Below are 16,705 nucleotides of genomic sequence, written 5' to 3'. Positions count from 1 at the left end.
TCGTCAATGGCCATGCCGGCGTTACTCATCGCCGCTTTCCCCGAATCGCAGACTGCATCCGCGAGTGTGATCGGCGACCGTCCGGGAACCCCCAGGTCAGGCTGATGGCGCTGATCGAGTGCGGTACCCACGCGGTCATCGACGCCGCTTTCGACGCCGTCGCGCGCTTCAGTGAGCATGGCCTGGCCCGCCGCCTGCTCGCCTCGCTCGAGCCCGCGATGCTGCTGCTGGCCGACCGCAACTTCGCCGGCTACTACAAGATCTGGAACCGGCTCTCCTCGGGCACGTATTTCCCGCCACCGGTGCGTGCGGCCGAGATTCCGAAGCCGCATGGCGGGGGCACGAGAATCCTTGGCGTGCCTTCGGTGGCGGATCGGGTGGAGCAGACGGCGGTGGCCGAGGTGCTGGAGAAGAGGGCCGAGCCGGTCTTCCACCTGGACTCCTGCGGATACCGTCCCAAGCGCTCCGCGCTCGATGCGGTGGCGATCTGCCGACGACGCTGCTGGAAGACGGACTGGGTGATCGATCTGGACATCCAGAAGTTCTTCGACAGCGTGCCGTGGGATCTGGTGGTCAAGGCGGCCGAGGCGGTGTGCGACCTGCCGTGGGTGGTGCTGTACGTCAAGCGGTGGCTGATGGCTCCGTTGACGTTGCCGGACGGTCGCCGGGGATGGGGCGGCCGTGCTCGAGGTGGAGTAGGACGAGTGTGGCCTTGGTGATCGCGCCGATGCGGGTGGGGCTGAGGCTGACGTGTTGGAGGGCGGCGAAGGTCTCCTTGAGCAGGGCGTTCGCTCGCTCGGCTATGCCGTGGACGCCACGTATGACTTTGTTGTACGTGGTCTGCGTCTCGGTGAGCCCGGCGCCCTTGGGCTTTTTGTGCGGGTGGCGTATGGCGGGCGAGAGGCTGATGTAGCCGAGGTCGGTCAGGGTCGGCATCTGATATTCGGCCTCGTACAGTTCGAGTGCGGGCAGCAGGCCTTCAGCTTTCTTCGCGCAGGTGGTGTCGTGTGCGCGGCCGGGGCGTACGTCCGAGACCCAGCAGGGGAACCCGTCGGGGTATGACAGGACCTGGATGTTGCTGCCATGGTGTTTGTGTTTCCCGCTCCACCACAGGTCGGCCCCGTTCGGTCCGCGCATAGCGACCCGGTCGGTGTGGATGAGCGTGCCGTCGAGGTTCAGGTGGGTCGCGCCGGCGGCCTTGGCGGCGAGCAGCGCGTCGTGTACGCACGGGTCGCGCGCGGCGAGCACGTCGATCGCTTCGTTGAGGTAGTCGTAGGCGGTAGAGGCGCTGATCGCGTTGTCGACGGCCAGTTGGCGCACGCGGGTGTTGTCGAGGAAACAGCGCAGCGCGAGCACGGCTTGCTTGAACGGACCGAGTGATCGCGTGCCCGAGCGCGTACCGAGCGCGCATCGCCGCAGGTGAAGTAGTCGTGCTACAAAATCCACCGTTTCGCGGCGGGCTTCGAGCACGCAGGTGAACGTGATCGGATCATCTGCGATGATAGGAGGCAACGAAACCCCTCGGTGTGAAGCGATCCCTAGACAAGACTGCTTCTACCAGGGGTTTCGTGCCGTCATGACGGCGTGTCAGATCGTGGACAGTCCAAAGCGATCCGCGAAGCCGTCACAATGTGCGCGCACGACGCTGCGCGGAAGACCTCAATCCGATCGTGCGCGGCTGGATGCAGTATTACGGGGCGTTCTACCGCTCCGCGCTGTTTCCTCTCCTGGCGCGCATCATGCCTACCTGATGCGGTGGCTGCACAAGAAGTACGAGACGCCAGGGGGTCGGTTTTCAATCGCCGTTGACAATGAGCAATCGTCACGTACGGATCTGTGAGAGCCGGGGGGGGGGGGGGGCGATTCCCCCGGCTACTCGGCAGCGGTCGGGGAAAAGGTGCAGGTGATGCGTCAGATGGGGATCGGGAGGGCGAGCGAGAGCGAACCGCTGATCAAGCGCCGAAATTGATAAGACGAGATCGAAACCGAGGCCTGCTCTGTACCCCGGGATGAGCCTGGCGGGTGCTCCGCCTTTCTGGCCAGGCGGTGTCCGGCGTAGAGGCGGCGCGAGCCCGGTCCGCGGAGCTGGAGCCGGTGAATCCGGAGTCGCCCCGTAGACAGCGGTGACGGTGTGCCGGCGTCGGGATCCGCGCCTCGGCGGGAGGGCTGATGGCGCTGGCGCGCGCCCGCTCCTGCAGAACCCGGGTTCTGCGACAGATTCTGCGGGGCCGCATCGTCACGATCGCGGTGTTCGCCTTCGTGCGCGTCGATTCGGATGCGGCAGGGCACGGCCCAGTGCTGATCTCCGGCAGGCTGAGCCGGGCGGGGAAGAGCTGGCGCGATCGTGGGATTGGCGGGGCGCAGCGCTGGTGCATACCGATGCCAGTAGGGCATTTGAATAGGCAGCGTCGGGGAGACCGATGAATTGTTCGTCAGCTGAGAAGACTATTCAGTCGACCGGCGCACAAGAACGGCTGGGCCTTGCCGGGGAGGTTCGGGACCCTGCTAGAACTTCTAGTCAATGCGGAAAATCACTGATTTCACCGTGTTGCCTCCGAATGCTCCCGACCGTTCTGGAGATCCAGTGGTCTCATTCCGTCTGGTCGCGCTGGCACAGGCCGAACAGGTCGGCCCGGCCGACCTCGGTGACCACGGCCGTGTGCTGGAGCGAGGTGACCGGTTCCGTGAAGTGCCCGACGATCGTGGAGCTGCCCGTCTTCGCATGCCAGGAAGACAACGCGATGATCGCCCGGCCACCGGGGGAGGGCAACGCACCCACAACGAAGTCGCTCTGGCCGCCGAAGCCGGAGTGGATCCGGCCCTCGCGCAAAATCTTTAGATCATGGAAGCCAAGTCATCCAGGTCGCAGTCGTCGAGGTCGCAGCGTTCCACCGCCCGCCCGCCGGCTTGGCAGCGCGCCACGCGCGTCACCGGCGCGGAGGAGGCCGCCCGCCGTGCCGCGACGAGTCCGACCCGGCTCATCGGGCACCCCGCCGAGGGCAGCTCCGAAGTGGGGCGGGTCGAGGGCAAGAACTGGCGCGTCTGTGTGGACGTGGTGGAGGTGGCTCGGATCCCGGGCACCACGAGCCTGATGGCCACCTACGAGGTCGACCTCGACGAGGACGGCGACCTACTCGGTTATCGCAGACGCTTCGACGTTACTACCGGGGCTCGGCCGACTCCTGACCACGCGGCCGCGCCCACCCGTCCGTCGCACCCCGCCCTGCCGCATCCGTCCGAGATCCGAGGCGGCGCCGGTGGTGATCGAGGCGGACAGGTACGGCAACTCCACGATGATCCCGACCACCACGAAACGGTTCCCGCGCCCGGCCGGCTTGGTGCCGGGCGCGGCGCCGTCGTGCTGCCGGGCGGGTGCCGAACACCTACTTCCCGCGCCGCTTGAACGGCGTGTCTTCCACCGCCATCGTCACCCGCCGTCTGAGGCGAGGGCAGCGTCCTGACGATCAGATGCGGGAGCACGACCCCGAGAAACTCGGCGTTCCAGCTCGGGCGGGAGAAGAACGCGTGTGCCCGGTCGTGCGACCAGGTCCCGGGCCTGGCCCGCGCCGGAGAGTACCCCGGTCGCGCGGGGTGTCGGGGCGGCCGCGTGAACTGTCACGGGTGTGAGAGCCGCTAACCCTGCGATACCCAGCCTGGCGCCGCCCGTGCGCCGGCGGACCTGGTTCGCGTGATCACTGAGTCTCCTCCGGGAAGACGATCAAGGTCGGTGGTCCGCTCATGGCGAGGGTGATCAAGGCCAGGTGTCAGTGCTCGAAGGCGTCTTTGATCTTCGCTCCGGCTTGTTCGGTGTCGCCCTTGACCTGGTTGCCGCGGCCCTCGGCGCGAAGGCGGCGGCTGCCGGTGACGCGGCCGAGGAATCTCTTGGTACGGCCCTTGAGCGCTTCGGCGGTGTGCTTGGACTTCTTCGCGACATTCACGTCATTGCCTTTCGTCAACTGGTCTTCGGGCAGTCCGTCGGCGCACCGCTGTCTCTGGCTGACCGGCTGAAGGTTCATGCGGCGAGCAGGCCGGGTCCATGGTGCACGGGCTGAGCCGTGATCTCTCGCGACCCGTCGGCGAGGTCGGGGGCAGGTCGGGGTCGGGGGCTGCGTGCTGCCTGTCGGTCAGGTCGCCGAGCGGGTCGCCCCGCGCCGCGCCGAGCCGGCCCAGGTTCTGATCCAGGAGTCGTGAGACCTCTTCCAGGCGCACACCGAGTTCGGCGGCGATCTGCGCCGGGCTCATCTTGCGCAGGAACCGCATCAACAACACCTGCTTGGCCCGGTACTCCAGCCGGGCGAACATGACCGCGAATGCCTCTCGACTCGGCTGCGTCACGGGCGCGCCGCGCTCCCTGGGCCCGGTCACGCCCTGCGATGCCGCCTCTGGCAGGTCGTTGCGGGCCGCCGTCAATCCCAGTGCGGCGTCGAGCGACTCGGCGACGTCCTCGCAGCTCTCACCCATGGCCACGGCCAGTTCCGGGATGCTCGGGCAACGCCCCAACTCCCGTGTGAGCTGCCCGGCGCTCACGCGCAGTGCCTCGGCAACCTGCCGTGTTCGCCGAGAAGCACGGAGAATTCCGGCGTCGTCCTGGCGACTGGCCTTGACCTCCCGGAGGATCACTGGGACGGCCTGGCTCAGGAAGCTGCCGCCGGACTCGGGATCGAAGCGGTCCACCGCTGCGGCCAGGCTCCGGTAGGCGAGCTGTACATCGTCCTCGCCCTGTGCGCCACGGAATCTGTAGAGCGCTGTGATATACCACGCATCGCGCATGTGGTCCCGGATGACCGCCTCACGCAGGCTCACCCGCAGCCCGTCTTCCGGCCCGAGCGCACCCATCCGCCGCAACAGCTCCACCGTCACCGCGCGATCCGCAGCAGGCGGCGGTGCGGGCGAACCGGCCAGGCGTTCGACCGCAGGCGGAGGCGGGACGTCACCAGAGCGCCCAGCCGGCCGACTGGGCCGGGTAGCGATCACCGCCGCGCTGCTCACCGGATCGGCGCAGGCGCGAGCGCGCCAGGGACGGCGCGGCGGGCAACTGCCGCCGTGGGACAAGACGGCGGGCGCCGCGGCACCGTGTGCCGCGTCGTACCCGAGAACCGTGTGCTCGCCGAGAGTGTCCGGCCACGGTGCGTCGAAAGCGTCGTGCGCGCCGCCGCGTCGTCGGCGGGATCGCCAAGCCGCGGAGGCTGCGGTCAGGAGGGGAACTATCGCGGTACTCAGTGTTGCGGTCACCAGGGCCCCGGCTTCTTCACGGCCGGGGCGTGACTCGCCCCGGCGCACGACGCCGGGGTCCGGGACGGTGCTACTGACAGTAGTGCGCCATGATGCCGCGGGTATAGGGGTCCCCGCGGAAATCTCAACCGGCCCACGGCTGAAACGAGCAGAACGGCTATCTGACGCAGTACACGCTCACCCGAGGCGAGGTCTGGGTGCACGCCCCGGCAAGGGACCTGGGAGCTCTACGTGGTCAAGGCGACGCCGGCACCCTCGGCGCCAGCGGCGCGGTGCCGTTGTGCACGGCGTAGGCGGGCTTGGATTTGAAGCGGTGTATCTTGGCGGTCTCGCCCAGGATATCCGCCGCGGTCAGGGTGGAGCAGCCGTAGATGCCGAACAGGCCGGGGTCGAGTTCGTGCCGCATCAATGGGGGCGGGGCCACGCTCGTATCGCCCCACGCCGATCGACCCCTTGGTCGGTCCCGCGGGCCGCAGAAGGGGACATGGCCATGCACGCGCAGGCAGGAAGCGGTCGAGCGAACCGGCGGGACTTTCCGGCCAGAGGGCCAATGACATCAGTGGTGTACGCGGGGGCTAGAGACCCTCTGCTCGCTCCCCTCGGGCCTCAGCGCGTGAGTCGCGATGGCCAGGCTGTGCACAGCCGGTCCATCGGACCATGTATCAGAGCACTTGCCTTGTCGCCGGGCGGGGTGTGTGGGGCAGCGGCGTGCGGTCGGGTCGGGCTGCCCTTCTTTCCGGAGTGCACATCGGCGCCGAAATCTCGCGGGTGATCGGCGGGGCGCGCCGCGACCGACCGCGGGAACGACTGCTCCTCCCCGGCGAGGTGCGCGGTGACCGACACCCGACGCCGGGCACGTGCAGGACGGTCTCGAGCCCGCCGTCGCGTCGGTCACGCCGCGTCGCCTTGCCGGGATTTACTAGCGGTCGGCGCCGCCCAGTACGGGATCGAGCGAGGACAGGACGGCGACGACGTCGGCGAGCATGCCACCTTGGACCATGGCCGGTACGGCTTGGAGGTTGTTGAAGGAGGGGTCACGCAGGTGAACGCGGTAGGGGCGGGTGCCGCCGTCGCTCACGACGTGGGCGCCGAGCTCACCGCGAGGGGATTCCACCGCCGAGTACACGGCGCCGGGCGGGACCGCGAAGCCTTCGGTCACCAGTTTGAAGTGGATGATGAGAGATTCCATCGACTCGAACATGATCTCCCGGATCCAGTCCGCGGAGGTACCCAGGCCGTCGCCGCCGAGCGCGAGGTGCGCGGGCCAGGCGACCTTACGGTCGGCGATCATGACCGGGCCCGAGGGCATCCGGTCCAGGCACTGTTCGATGATCTTGAGCGATTCCTTCATCTCGGCTATCCGGATCAGGTAGCGGCTGTAGACATCGGCGCCGTCACGGGTGGGGATGGTGAACTCGTAGTCCTGGTAGCCGCAGTACGGTTGCGCCTTGCGCAGGTCGTGGGGCAGCCCGGTGGCACGCAGGACGGGCCCAGTCACCCCCAGCGCGAGGCACCCGGCGAGATTGAGGTAGCCGATCGAGCGGGTCCTGGCCAGGAAGATCGGGTTGTGGTCCAGGAGGCGTTCGAGGTCCCGGATGCGGCCCGGAAGGATGCGCAGCACCTCGCGGGTCGCGGCGTCGGCGCCGGGCGGCAGGTCCTGCACGAGGCCGCCGGGGCGCACGAAGGCGTGGTTCATGCGCTGGCCGGTGACCGCTTCCATGACGTCCAGGATCAGTTCGCGCTCGCGGAAGCAGTTGGTCATCACGGTGAGCGCGCCGAGCTCCAGGCCGCCGGTGGCGATGGCGACCAGGTGCGAGGAGATCCGGTTCAGCTCCATCAGCAGGACCCTGATCGCGCTCGCGCGTGGCGGTATCTGTTCGGTGACGTTCAGGAGCCGCTCGACCGCGAGGCAGTACGCCACCTCGTTGAAGACGGGCGCGAGGTAGTCGGCGCGGGTCACGAACGTCACGCCCTGGGTCCAGTTGCGGTACTCGAGACTCTTTTCGATCCCGGTGTGCAGGTACCCGATGGCGCACCTGGCCTCGATGACGCTCTCGCCCTCTATCTCCAGAATCAGCCGCAGGACGCCGTGGGTGGAAGGGTGCTGAGGCCCCATGTTCACGATGATGCGCTCGTCCGCGCATTCGGCCGTGGCGCGTAGGACTTCCTCCCAGTCGCCGCCGCCCACCGTGATGATCGGCGGGTCGTCCGGCGCGGTGTCCTGGTTGCTCGAAATGGTCTCCGGTTCCAGCGGCGTCATGACGTCACGGGCTCCTTGCGCGTCGAAGCGATCGCGGACGGTCCAGCGTGTCGGACAGGTGCCGGTCGCTGTTCCGGAGCAGCGGGGGCGATCACATGCTCGGGACCGCCCCGCCGGTTGGAGAAGAGCGACAGGTCGCTGGCGCGCACGCCACGTACGGCCTCAGCCGGCGCGTCGTCGTACGCCGCTGCGTTGATGGGCGGCTCGACGAGGCTGCCGACAAGCCAGGCCGCTCCTGAGTCGCCGTTCTGGTCCGCGGTGCTGTCCCGCATGCAGGCTCGCGTGATCAGCCAGGCATGCGTATTGACGCAGTTCTCCGCCTGCCGTAGGCGCCTCATCCGGCCGACGGCCCTTTCCCGAGGGCGTACGCGCGGCGAGACAGGGCCCCGTCGAGCCCGGCGCTCGGCGGCCGGGGCGTGGCGTGGACTTCGGGAAGGGCATGAGGGGACTTGCATCCGGGAGGCGTCGAACTCGATGCCCATGTGGGTCTGGAGGTGGTTTCGCCAATCTGATGTGTCCATGGATATGCCCTGAGCCTTCGGCTCTGAGGCGCCAGATGCGAGAAAGGACTGGGCCCGCCGGATATGGTGGCCGGCGCCTGCCCTTTCCCACATGCTGCACGCCGGAAATCACGGCGCCAGGGGCTGGAGCGTCTTGGACTGCTTCCACAGTAGCGCCCCTAGCCCGGGCGTGACGCCGCGGCAGGCCTCACGAAGCGGGATCCTCGGAGCCGTGGCTCTCGACGCGGACGGCGGTGGGGTCGAGGCAGACCGCCATTCGAGCGATGATGAGATGTGCGACCTGTGTCCACGCCATGCGCACGCGCGTCGTGACCAGGCCGGCCTGCGACGGGACGGGGGTGATCGCGGCCATCCTGTTCGAGCAGACGATGACCTGGACGGTCGACGGGCCCTCGACTGGGCGCTAACTCTGGGAAGAGCGCGACGTCGTCCCGTTCCTGAAAGTGGATAAGGACTTGGCGGACGCGCAGCACGGACGTCGGCGGGATCGAGGCGATCATAGGACAACTGCTCGAGATCGCTGCCCGGATCGCCGCCGCGGGACTCGTGCCGATCATCGAGCCCGAGGAGAGTATCACCAGCCCGCACAAGGCCGAAGCGGAGGGTCTCCTTCAGGCGGCGATGGAGTGGCACGTCGCGGCGCTGCCCGCCGACATGGCGATCATGCGCATGCTGACGATCCCGACCGTCGCCTGCATCTGGATCGAGCCGGTTCGGGACGGTCTCGTGACGAGTTCAGCACTCGGGTCGGCTCGCTCCCCGTCAGAGCGCGACGGGAGGTGCGGACCTGCAGGTCAAGCCGAGACTGAGCAGCGCTCTGGATACCTCGGCGCCAGTGAAATCGCGCCGGTCCTGGCCGGTCACCGCCGCGCCGATCTGCATGACGGGGTACCAGAGGCCGGCCACCTGTGCGCACGCGCCGCGCAGTGGTTCGGGTTCGGCGCCGCGCATGGCTGTCTCCACCTGAGCTGCCTCCAGGTAGAAGGGTTGACCGGCGATCATGCAGCGCATCGTGCCTCGCAAGGGATCGGGGAGCGACGCCGGGCGCGGTTCGACCGGGCTCGCATGCCCGTCTCCACCATACGCCCACGCGAGGAACTGCCACTGAACGCCGAGATCCTCATCCTTCGGCATGAGGTGGCGGTGCTTCGTCGAGCGAATCCGAGGCCGAGGCTCGACTGGACCGACCGGGATCTCTGCGCGCTCGCCCGGCTGTTGCCCGTGGCCTACGCCGGCACTGGCTGGTGACGCCAGAGACGCTGCTGCGCCACCGCGATCAGACGGTGATCAGCAACGTCACTCGGCACCCCCGCATTGAAGACGCGGTCTAGCTTTCGCGCGTGCGTACTCGGTCTCGTCCGGCTTGTTTGGCCGCATAGAGGGCCTCGTCGGCGTGCCTGAGAAGCAAGGATCCGGCGTCGGGTTCGGGCACGTGGGTCGAGAGTTCGGCAACGCCGATGCTGACGGTGAGGGGATGGGGCCAGCCGGTGGACTCGGCGGCGATCGAGGCCCGCAGTTCGTCGGCGCGGGCGGTCGCGTCGGTCAGGGAGCAGTCGACCATGAGCAGCATGAACTCCTCGCCTCCGAATCGGGCCGGGAGGTCGCCACCGCGCGTGTCGCGCAGGAGCAGCGCGGAGAGCCGGCGCAGCACCTCGTCACCGATGTCGTGGCCGGCCGTGTCATTGACCTGTTTGAATCGGTCGGCATCGATCATCAACAGGCATAGGAGACTGCCACGGCGCCGATGTTCAGCCACCTCGCGCGCGAGCGTCTGCAGGAAGGTGCGCCGGGTGGCCAGACCGGTGAGGGTGTCGGTGCCCGCCTGATGCGTGAGGCGCGCTACGAGGCGGCGGCGGCGTCGCTGGAGGGCGGCCGTGGCGTAGAACGTGAGCACGACTGTCGCTGCTGTGGGGCCGAAGTTGGTCAGGGTCCGGTCGGGATCGGCCACGCTCGCGGCCAAGAGGGCGATCAGGCTCACCACGGTGGTGATCCAGGCCACGGATTCAGCAAGCAGGCTCCCGGCGTACATCACGGGCCACAGCAGCAGGATCGCGCCGGTGGGCGCCAACCGCCTACCCGCAAGCATAGGCACCGTGATCAGTACGACCGCGAGAAAAGGCAGAACCGCGGCGAAGCGAACAGGCAGCCTGGTGCGGGCCACCAGGAGCACGAACCCGACGACCGCGCCGATGGCCACACACGTGAAAGCGAGGATCCACACCGACCCGAGGCCGCGCCCGCCCGAGGGCAGCTGCGCCCAGTAGGAGAGATCGGCTGCGAGGCTGACTGCCGCGCCGAGCAGGTAGAAGCTGCCGGCGGTGCTGAACAGTGTCTTACCGAGCGGGGCTGTGAGATCGTCGGGTTCGGTCAACGTGGTGGGCGTCTCCGTCTGCGATCCTGTCCATGCCACGTCGATCGTCGCAGCTCCGGGAAACGGCTGCGGCGCGACGCGCCGTAACCAGGACGGCGAGGACCGCCGTCGGCCCAGGCCCAAGCGCCACCGCGCCGGTGAGTGAGGTCGGTTTGGGACGCCTTGCCGTTTCGATCGGCTGGTTTTCCCCATCTACCTGCCGAAACTCGGAGTCTCCGGCCGGCCCATGCTCCGCGCCCAGGTCGAGGGGGAACGCGACGTGCATGTATTCGCCGAGATGGCCAAGGCCCGCATGCGTACCCGCATCCCGGACCTCGTCGAGGCGCTGACCGGCAGCTTCCGGGAACATCACGCGTTCGTATGCCGCATCCGCGTTGAGCGCATCGACCAGCTGACCGATGCGATCGTGCAGGTGAGCGAACGAATCGAGATCGTGTGCCGCTCTCGGCCCTCCCGGGCGTGCCCGGCAGCCACCACCCGTTCTTCCTCGACGCTCTCCACCGCGACCGCGGCGCGGCCGAACACCAGGTCAAAGCAGGCAAGGAGGTGAACGTCGCCTGGGTCCTAGCGGCGAATATCGCAGCCGACCTCGACCGGTGGACTCGCCTGCTCAGTCCGCATGACGAACTGCGCGCGGTTGATCCTAAGGCAGTTCATCCTGAGCGAGGCGGGCCGGAAGGCCGGCTGCGAGCTGCTCCGGCAGGTCGTAGGCTGGTACCGACCGGGGGCGCGTATCGAGGCTCGCCGAGCAGGGCGGGCCCGCCATCCGGCGGATAGATGATTCCGGACCTTTGCCGGCCCGGGGACAGGCCCGCACATGACTGCAGCCAACGTTCCTCCCGCATTCCGCGGCGATCTCCCGCCGACCGCGGTTCGCCTGCGGCTCAAGCAGCCGAGCGATCACCCGGGCATGGTGAACGGGGCTTGGTGGCCGCGCTCGCGCGACCTGACGCGTGAATTGCCCGCGCTGGTCGCGGCGCTCGATCCGGTGTGGGGACGGATCTATCACGCCACGGTGCAGGTGGCCATGTGGCCCGACATCCCGAAGAAGGTGGTCACCGGCGATCACGTGGTGAGCGTGGGATGGTTCGACGCCGAGCAGGACCGCAGCGACATCTGCCTGATCTCCCTGCGCGGAGGCGCGCGCTGGGATCTGCTCGTCGTACCCCCGGAACTCGACGCCGAGACCGCGGAGCGCCTCATGGTCAACGCCGCCACCGAGGGCAACCTGCAGTCCGCCAGTGCACTGCTCGCCGCGTCGGATGCGGATCCGACAGGGCACGCCTCGGACCCCGAGCGGATCGCCGACTGGGAGTCCGAGGGCGGCCCTGCGCAGGAATCGGCGTAAGGGAGCTGTTCATCGGCAGGAGTACTGCGATGATCGGCCGGCGGACTGGCGGGCCTGCGGGCCGGTGGTGGGCGGTGCTCACTGCCGGCGGAAACCGCCCGAAGACAGCCCTGGCCTTCGGGCACTGGAAGCTCGGGCTCAAACCCGCCGTCTGGACGATGGGAGCCGTGAGAGCCGAGAGGCTCACGCGCGGTTGTGCGAGCGGTGACGGTGAGACTCCCGCAGCCGGCTCTCCTCAAACGCTGGGCCGGGAAGGGCCACCTCCACCGGGCCGGACGCACGAAGTTCACGGCGCAGCCCCGAAACCCGGACGGCACACCTGACCGGGCGACCGGTTGCGCGGTCAGGACGCTGAGATACGAGGATCACGCGCCGGCTCGGAGTGCGGCTTGCCCCCGGACTGGGCCGGCCGGTCAGCACGGGGCCGGAACTCCGGCGGATGAGCCTGCGCATCGCAAACTCCCCTCCGGACCAGTGTCGCCTCACTGACGGAGTCCGGGGAACCTGGACGGGCCTGAGCTGTTCGTGGGGAAGGCGGCGCCGACCGTCCCAGCTCAGCGCTGGTCGGGCGTCGCGTCGCCGCCGGCCAGGGGCCTGGTGGTATCGAGGCCGTGCAGGATGGTGGCCAGACCGGTGGTGAAGCGTTCGTCGCGGTCGTCGACCCACACGTGTTGGCCGAGGGCGACCAGCGTGGGAAAGCGATCGGAGGGCAGGGCACGGAGAAAGGCGTGCAGTTCGGCTCTCCCCAGCTGGATGATCAGGGCCATGCACGAGCGGCCGGGGCCGTGTCCGCGGCGGCACGTGCGCGGCCGGGGGCCAACCGTCGGCGCATGACCGGCGCGGTGCAGCGACGGGGCTTGCCTTCGGAGGCTGCAAAGCCTGGTGGAGATCGGGTGGACAAGAACACCACCGTCGTCTTCCCTGCTCCGCCGATGACCACCATCGCCGAACTCGGCGCATTCCTCGCCCGCGAGACGACCGCAGCCGCGGCGCCGGTGATAGCGACCCGCCCGCCGCTGGACGTCGCTGCGATCAACGGCGTACCCGAAACAGGGAACTGACGCAACGCCCGCACGAACGTGGGAGATAAGACCAGCATGACCGAGTCCACGCATCGTCCGCACCGCTTCCTCGGGCTGGCTGCGCCGCTGCGTCCGCTGCCGGACGACGTGATCGACCTCGACACGCTGCGGGTGCGCCGATGGGACCGCGCCGGGGGAGTCCTTCACGAATGCCAGCACGTCGCATATGTTTTCGGCACTTTCAGGTCTACGCGGGCGCGCGACGGCGGGTGGGTGCGGCCGCCCGTTGCCGTGCGGTGGCGGGCTTACCAGTGTCGGATCTTGTCGTTCGGGCCCTCGAGGTCGCCGCCTTCGGCGACCGCGCGGGCCAGTTCCGACAGTGGCTGGTGGTGTCTGCGGGCATGGTCGCGCAGGACCGCGAACGCGTCGTCGACGTGGACCTGCATCCGTTCTGCGAGCACTCCCTTGGCTTGCTCGATCAGGATCCTGCTGGTCAAGGCGCGCTGGAGCTGGAGCTGGAGCTGGAGCGCCGCCTCGCCGCCGCAGGCGACGGCGCGCTGGTGCGAGATCCCGCCGACTGCGGCCTCGGCCAGCGACCGTCCGAGGTCGACGTCCGCGCGGCCGAGCGGTTCGGGGGTGCAGCCGAAGAGGTTGAGTGCGCCGACGACGGTGTCTCCCAGCTGGAGCGGCAGCGCGTGGGTGATCTGGTAGCCGCTGGCGCGGGCGTGGGCGGCGAAGGCGGGCCAGGCGGTGCCGGCCGCGTCTAGGTCTCCGTTGATGACCGGAGTGCCGCTGCCGAAGCAGTCCAGGCACGGTCCTTCGTCGTTCTGCATCTCGAGCAGTTCCAGCAGCCGGGCGATCTCGTCGGAAGCGGCCAGGGGGTGCAGTTGCCCACCGTGGTCGCCCAGCAGTACCCCGGCCGCGGCCACCGGGAGTAGGTCCACGCAACGTCTGGTCAGCGCGCCGAGGAAGTCGATGATGTCGAAGTCGTCGGCGAGAGTGTCGGAAAGCGCGGCGAAGGTGCCTGCGATACGCTGTTCGCGGCTTTCAGCCGTCTGCTCCACGTCATGCTCCTGCACCTCGGCCTCCATTCCCTGATTGTCCTGAGCGTAGTCGACCCGGTAGCACCTTGGTTGGCCCGCTTCGAACCCGACGAGGCCGGTTGGTGGGTTCACAGGCTTCGCGCGGCGGGTCCTCGCGCCGGGTGCGGGCTCGCTGGGGTCCTGGAGCGCCTGACTGTCCGCCGATACCTGGATCGGCCGAATCTGGCCAGGTCGGGTCTCTTTCTCGCACGATCTACTGTGTCGGTCCGCTAGCCTTCAAGCCGTGTCCACAACTTTGTGCTCGACGCCCTGGGAGCCGCGGGCAGCATACGCGTGCTGGGCGGGTCTGCAGTGTGTTCCCCGGCAGCCCGGTGCCCGCTGGTGAGCGAGCAGGTGGCGCGGGAGGTATCCCGGCCCGACGGGCCGGAGGCGCGGTACGGGGTGGTCGCGGTGGCCTCGTCGGCCGGCGGTATCACCGCGCTGGGGGTGCTGCTCGGTGCGTTGCCGGTCGGGTTCCCGGTCCCGGTGCTGGTGGTGCAGCACCTTGATCCGCGGCACGAGACCGTCATCGCCCACGTGCTGGGGCGCAGCACGCAGTTGCCGGTCAAGCTTGCCGAGGTGGGCGAGCTGGCCCGCCCCGGCACCATCTATGTAGCCCCTCCCAACCAGCACCTGTTGGTCGGCGCGGCGGGGCTGTTGGCGTTGTCGGACAGCGAACTGGTGCATTTCGTGCGTCCGTCGGCGGATTTGCTGTTCGAGTCGATGGCGGGCGCCTACGGTGCGCGGGCGATCGCCTGCGTGCTGACCGGAACCGGCAAGGACGGTGCGATGGGAGTGACCGCGGTCAAGTCCCGCGGCGGCACCGTCATCGCCGAGGACCCGGGATCGGCGGATTTCGCCGGTATGCCGCAGGCGGCCGTGGAGACTGGTGTGGTCGACTTCGTGCTTCCGCTCGAGGAGATCGCCCAGGTCATCCGCGATCTGGTCGGATCGGCGGGCCAATGACCGCGGACGATGTCGCACCGGATCCGGAGCCCGGTGGCGACCTGGAAGAGCTGCTGGTCTTCATCCGGGAATCCCGTGGCTTCGACTTCGCCGGCTACAAGCGTTCCACGCTGGGCCGGAGAATTCGCAAGAGGATGGCTGACGCCCGGATCGGGGACTACGCCGACTACCGGGACCGCTTGGAGGCCGACGCCGAGGAGTTCCGGGCCCTGTTCAACACGATCCTGATCAACGTCACCGGCTTCACCCGGGATGCCGAGGCCTGGGCCTATCTGCAGCGGGAGGTGCTGCCCGAGCTGATCGCGGCCCGCGGGGCGGACGAGGAGATCCGGGTGTGGAGCGCCGGGTGCTCCAGCGGCCAGGAGCCGTACTCCCTGGCGATCCTGTTCGCCGAGGTCCTCGGCGTCGAGGAATGCGCCCGGCGCGTCAAGATCTACGGCACGGACGTCGACGAGGAGGCGCTGCGCGAGGCGCGTAGCGGCCTGTACTCGGCCAAGGCGCTCGAGCCCCTGGCTCCGGAACTGCGGGCCAAGTACTTCGAGCCCAACGGTTCCCAGTTCGCGTTCCGGCCCGACCTGCGCCGGCGGGTGATCTTCGGCCGGCACGACATCACCCGGGACGCGCCGATCTCCCGCCTCGACCTCCTGGTATGCCGCAATACCCTGATGTACTTCAACTCCGAGGCCCAGTCGCGGATCGTCGACCGATTCCACTTCGCCCTGCGTGAGGGCGGCCACCTGTTCCTGGGCAAGGCCGAGATGCTGCTGTCCGACGGCGAGCGCTTCGAGGTCGCCAACATGCGCCAGCGGATCTTCCGGCGCCGCCCGGGGGAATCGGTCGCGCCCTACAATCCGGCGCCGCTGAAGATGGACGCCACCAGCGGCGCGGAGGTCCGGGAGGCCGGGCGCAGGCGCCAACTGCGCGACCTGACCCTGGAGACCTCCCCGAGCGCCACCATCGCGCTCGACCCCGATGGCGCGATCGTCCTGATCAATGCCGCCGCTCGGGCCCAGTTCGGCCTGACCACGTACGACCTGAACCGGCCGTTTCGGGATCTGGAGATCTCCTACCGGCCGATCGAGCTGCGCTCGCTGATCGAGCAGGCCGAAACCGAGCGCCACGCCGTCCGGGTTGCCGCGGCCGAACGGCAGTTGCACGACGGTGACATCCAGTTCCTGGACATCGTCATCCAGCCGATGTCCGCCGCCGACGGCCAGCCGGTCGGGGTCGCGCTGACGTTCCTGGACACCACGGTCACGACGAGGCTGAACAACGAGCTCACCCGCACCCGGGGGGAGCTGGAGGCGGCTTACGACGCGTTGCAGTCCACGAACGAGGAGTTGGAGACCACGAATGAGGAGCTCCAGTCCAGTATCGAGGAGTTGGAGACCACGAATGAGGAACTCCAGTCGACGAATGAGGAGCTGGAGACCACCAACGAGGAGCTCCAGTCCGGCAACGAGGAACTGGAGACCATGAACGAGGAGATGCGGATCCGCTCCGGGGAACTGGATGAGGCCCGCAATTTCCTGGAGGGCGTGCTCTCCAGCATCGCGGCCGGCGTGGTGGTGCTGGACGCGGATCTGCGAGTGCACAGCTGGAACCGGGGCGCGGAAGACATGTGGGGGCTGCGCTCCGGCGAGGTCCGCCTGCGGCCGTTCTTCTCCCTGGACTTCGGCCTGCCGACCGACGAGGTGCGCAAGGTCGTCGCGAGCTGCCAGACGAGTGGGGCCCGGTCCGGGCCGGTGGACGTCGCCGCCGTCAACCGCATCGGCCGCACCATCCTGTGTTCGATCGCTTGTTCCCCGATGGACGGCGGCGGCGTCGTCCTGCTGATGGAGGGCACCGACCGCGCCTGACACCGCGTCCGCCCCTTTTCCGATGCGCGAGCGCTTTGCCGCGG

The 16,705-nt window shown here is 68.7% G+C and carries 17 protein-coding genes and 2 pseudogenes; 8 read left to right on the top strand and 11 right to left on the bottom strand.

The genetic code is table 11. The annotated features are described in order from the left end of the window. Positions 1-218 precede the first annotated feature (218 nt). A pseudogene (locus tag ACTRO_RS46880) lies at positions 219-662 on the top strand (reverse transcriptase domain-containing protein); the annotation flags it as partial. Here the strand turns inward: ACTRO_RS46880 and ACTRO_RS06515 are convergent. Then, positions 622-1,500, bottom strand: a complete 879-nt coding sequence (locus tag ACTRO_RS06515; protein WP_425394874.1) for an HARBI1 family protein — start codon at positions 1,498-1,500, stop codon at positions 622-624. The pseudogene ACTRO_RS46880 and the gene ACTRO_RS06515 sit on opposite strands and share 41 nt — an antisense overlap. Positions 1,501-1,631: 131 nt before the next feature. On the opposite strand from ACTRO_RS06515, the gene ACTRO_RS51310 reads away from it, so the two are divergent. Continuing rightward, entirely contained in the window at positions 1,632-1,751 is a 120-nt protein-coding gene (locus tag ACTRO_RS51310; protein WP_211244125.1) for a group II intron maturase-specific domain-containing protein, read from the top strand. Between the two features lie 839 nt (positions 1,752-2,590). Here ACTRO_RS51310 and ACTRO_RS06510 read toward each other — a convergent pair. Beyond that, positions 2,591-2,830, bottom strand: a complete 240-nt coding sequence (locus ACTRO_RS06510; protein WP_034261983.1) for an acetyl-CoA hydrolase/transferase C-terminal domain-containing protein — start codon at positions 2,828-2,830, stop codon at positions 2,591-2,593. 12 nt (positions 2,831-2,842) lie between these two features. Between ACTRO_RS06510 and gvpO the strand changes: the two genes are divergently transcribed. Further along, the gene (gene gvpO, locus ACTRO_RS51305) at positions 2,843-3,403 is read left to right on the top strand and encodes a gas vesicle protein GvpO (protein ID WP_211244124.1); all 561 of its coding nucleotides are present in this window, start codon (positions 2,843-2,845) and stop codon (positions 3,401-3,403) included. A gap of 361 nt (positions 3,404-3,764) precedes the next feature. Here the strand turns inward: gvpO and ACTRO_RS45340 are convergent, their stop codons facing one another. The 7 genes from ACTRO_RS45340 to ACTRO_RS42880 form a co-directional block, all read right to left on the bottom strand. Then, positions 3,765-3,938, bottom strand: coding sequence for a CsbD family protein (locus ACTRO_RS45340; RefSeq protein ID WP_084316019.1), 174 nt, complete (start codon positions 3,936-3,938; stop codon positions 3,765-3,767). A gap of 1 nt (position 3,939) precedes the next feature. Beyond that, positions 3,940-4,860, bottom strand: a complete 921-nt coding sequence (locus ACTRO_RS06500; protein ID WP_034261978.1) for a sigma-70 family RNA polymerase sigma factor — start codon at positions 4,858-4,860, stop codon at positions 3,940-3,942. A 607-nt stretch (positions 4,861-5,467) separates the two neighbouring features. Then, positions 5,468-5,656 carry a hypothetical protein gene (locus ACTRO_RS46875; RefSeq protein ID WP_157435854.1) on the bottom strand — a complete coding sequence of 63 codons (189 nt, stop codon included), beginning with the start codon at positions 5,654-5,656 and terminating at the stop codon, positions 5,468-5,470. Between the two features lie 495 nt (positions 5,657-6,151). Then, positions 6,152-7,492, bottom strand: coding sequence for an NADH-quinone oxidoreductase subunit D (locus tag ACTRO_RS06495; protein ID WP_084316018.1), 1,341 nt, complete (start codon positions 7,490-7,492; stop codon positions 6,152-6,154). 708 nt (positions 7,493-8,200) lie between these two features. Then, positions 8,201-8,365: a hypothetical protein gene (locus tag ACTRO_RS46870; RefSeq protein WP_157435852.1), complete on the bottom strand. Its 165-nt coding sequence runs from the start codon at positions 8,363-8,365 to the stop codon at positions 8,201-8,203. 410 nt (positions 8,366-8,775) lie between these two features. Beyond that, a complete protein-coding gene (locus ACTRO_RS48665; RefSeq protein WP_245594661.1) occupies positions 8,776-8,964 on the bottom strand; it encodes an SCO5918 family protein in 189 nt (62 codons plus the stop codon). 376 nt (positions 8,965-9,340) lie between these two features. Then, positions 9,341-10,210, bottom strand: a complete 870-nt coding sequence (locus ACTRO_RS42880) for a GGDEF domain-containing protein (protein ID WP_211244123.1) — start codon at positions 10,208-10,210, stop codon at positions 9,341-9,343. 400 nt (positions 10,211-10,610) lie between these two features. Between ACTRO_RS42880 and ACTRO_RS42875 the strand changes: the two genes are divergently transcribed. Together ACTRO_RS42875 and ACTRO_RS06470 are read left to right on the top strand one after the other, a co-directional pair. Next, a complete protein-coding gene (locus tag ACTRO_RS42875; protein ID WP_051450402.1) occupies positions 10,611-10,934 on the top strand; it encodes a hypothetical protein in 324 nt (107 codons plus the stop codon). A 267-nt stretch (positions 10,935-11,201) separates the two neighbouring features. Then, complete coding sequence (locus tag ACTRO_RS06470; protein WP_034261974.1) at positions 11,202-11,732, top strand: DUF5994 family protein; 531 nt, start codon at positions 11,202-11,204, stop codon at positions 11,730-11,732. A gap of 554 nt (positions 11,733-12,286) precedes the next feature. Here ACTRO_RS06470 and ACTRO_RS06465 read toward each other — a convergent pair. After that, entirely contained in the window at positions 12,287-12,499 is a 213-nt protein-coding gene (locus tag ACTRO_RS06465) for a TetR/AcrR family transcriptional regulator C-terminal domain-containing protein (protein ID WP_034261972.1), read from the bottom strand. Between the two features lie 94 nt (positions 12,500-12,593). On the opposite strand from ACTRO_RS06465, the pseudogene ACTRO_RS45330 reads away from it, so the two are divergent. Further along, positions 12,594-12,793 (top strand): annotated as a pseudogene (locus tag ACTRO_RS45330) (slipin family protein); the annotation flags it as partial. A gap of 266 nt (positions 12,794-13,059) precedes the next feature. Here ACTRO_RS45330 and ACTRO_RS06460 read toward each other — a convergent pair. Then, complete coding sequence (locus ACTRO_RS06460) at positions 13,060-13,845, bottom strand: GAF and ANTAR domain-containing protein (protein WP_051450401.1); 786 nt, start codon at positions 13,843-13,845, stop codon at positions 13,060-13,062. A gap of 333 nt (positions 13,846-14,178) precedes the next feature. Here ACTRO_RS06460 and ACTRO_RS06455 point away from each other — a divergent pair, with 333 nt between their 5' ends. Beyond that, positions 14,179-14,802: a chemotaxis protein CheB gene (locus ACTRO_RS06455; RefSeq protein WP_051450400.1), complete on the top strand. Its 624-nt coding sequence runs from the start codon at positions 14,179-14,181 to the stop codon at positions 14,800-14,802. After that, positions 14,799-16,661: a CheR family methyltransferase gene (locus tag ACTRO_RS06450; protein WP_034261965.1), complete on the top strand. Its 1,863-nt coding sequence runs from the start codon at positions 14,799-14,801 to the stop codon at positions 16,659-16,661. The genes ACTRO_RS06455 and ACTRO_RS06450 overlap by 4 nt, the downstream gene beginning before the upstream one ends. Positions 16,662-16,705: the final 44 nt, after the last annotated feature.

The organism is Actinospica robiniae DSM 44927 (genome assembly GCF_000504285.1).
GTDB lineage: Bacteria > Actinomycetota > Actinomycetes > Streptomycetales > Catenulisporaceae > Actinospica > Actinospica robiniae.
This window is presented reverse-complemented; position numbering and strand designations above follow the sequence as displayed.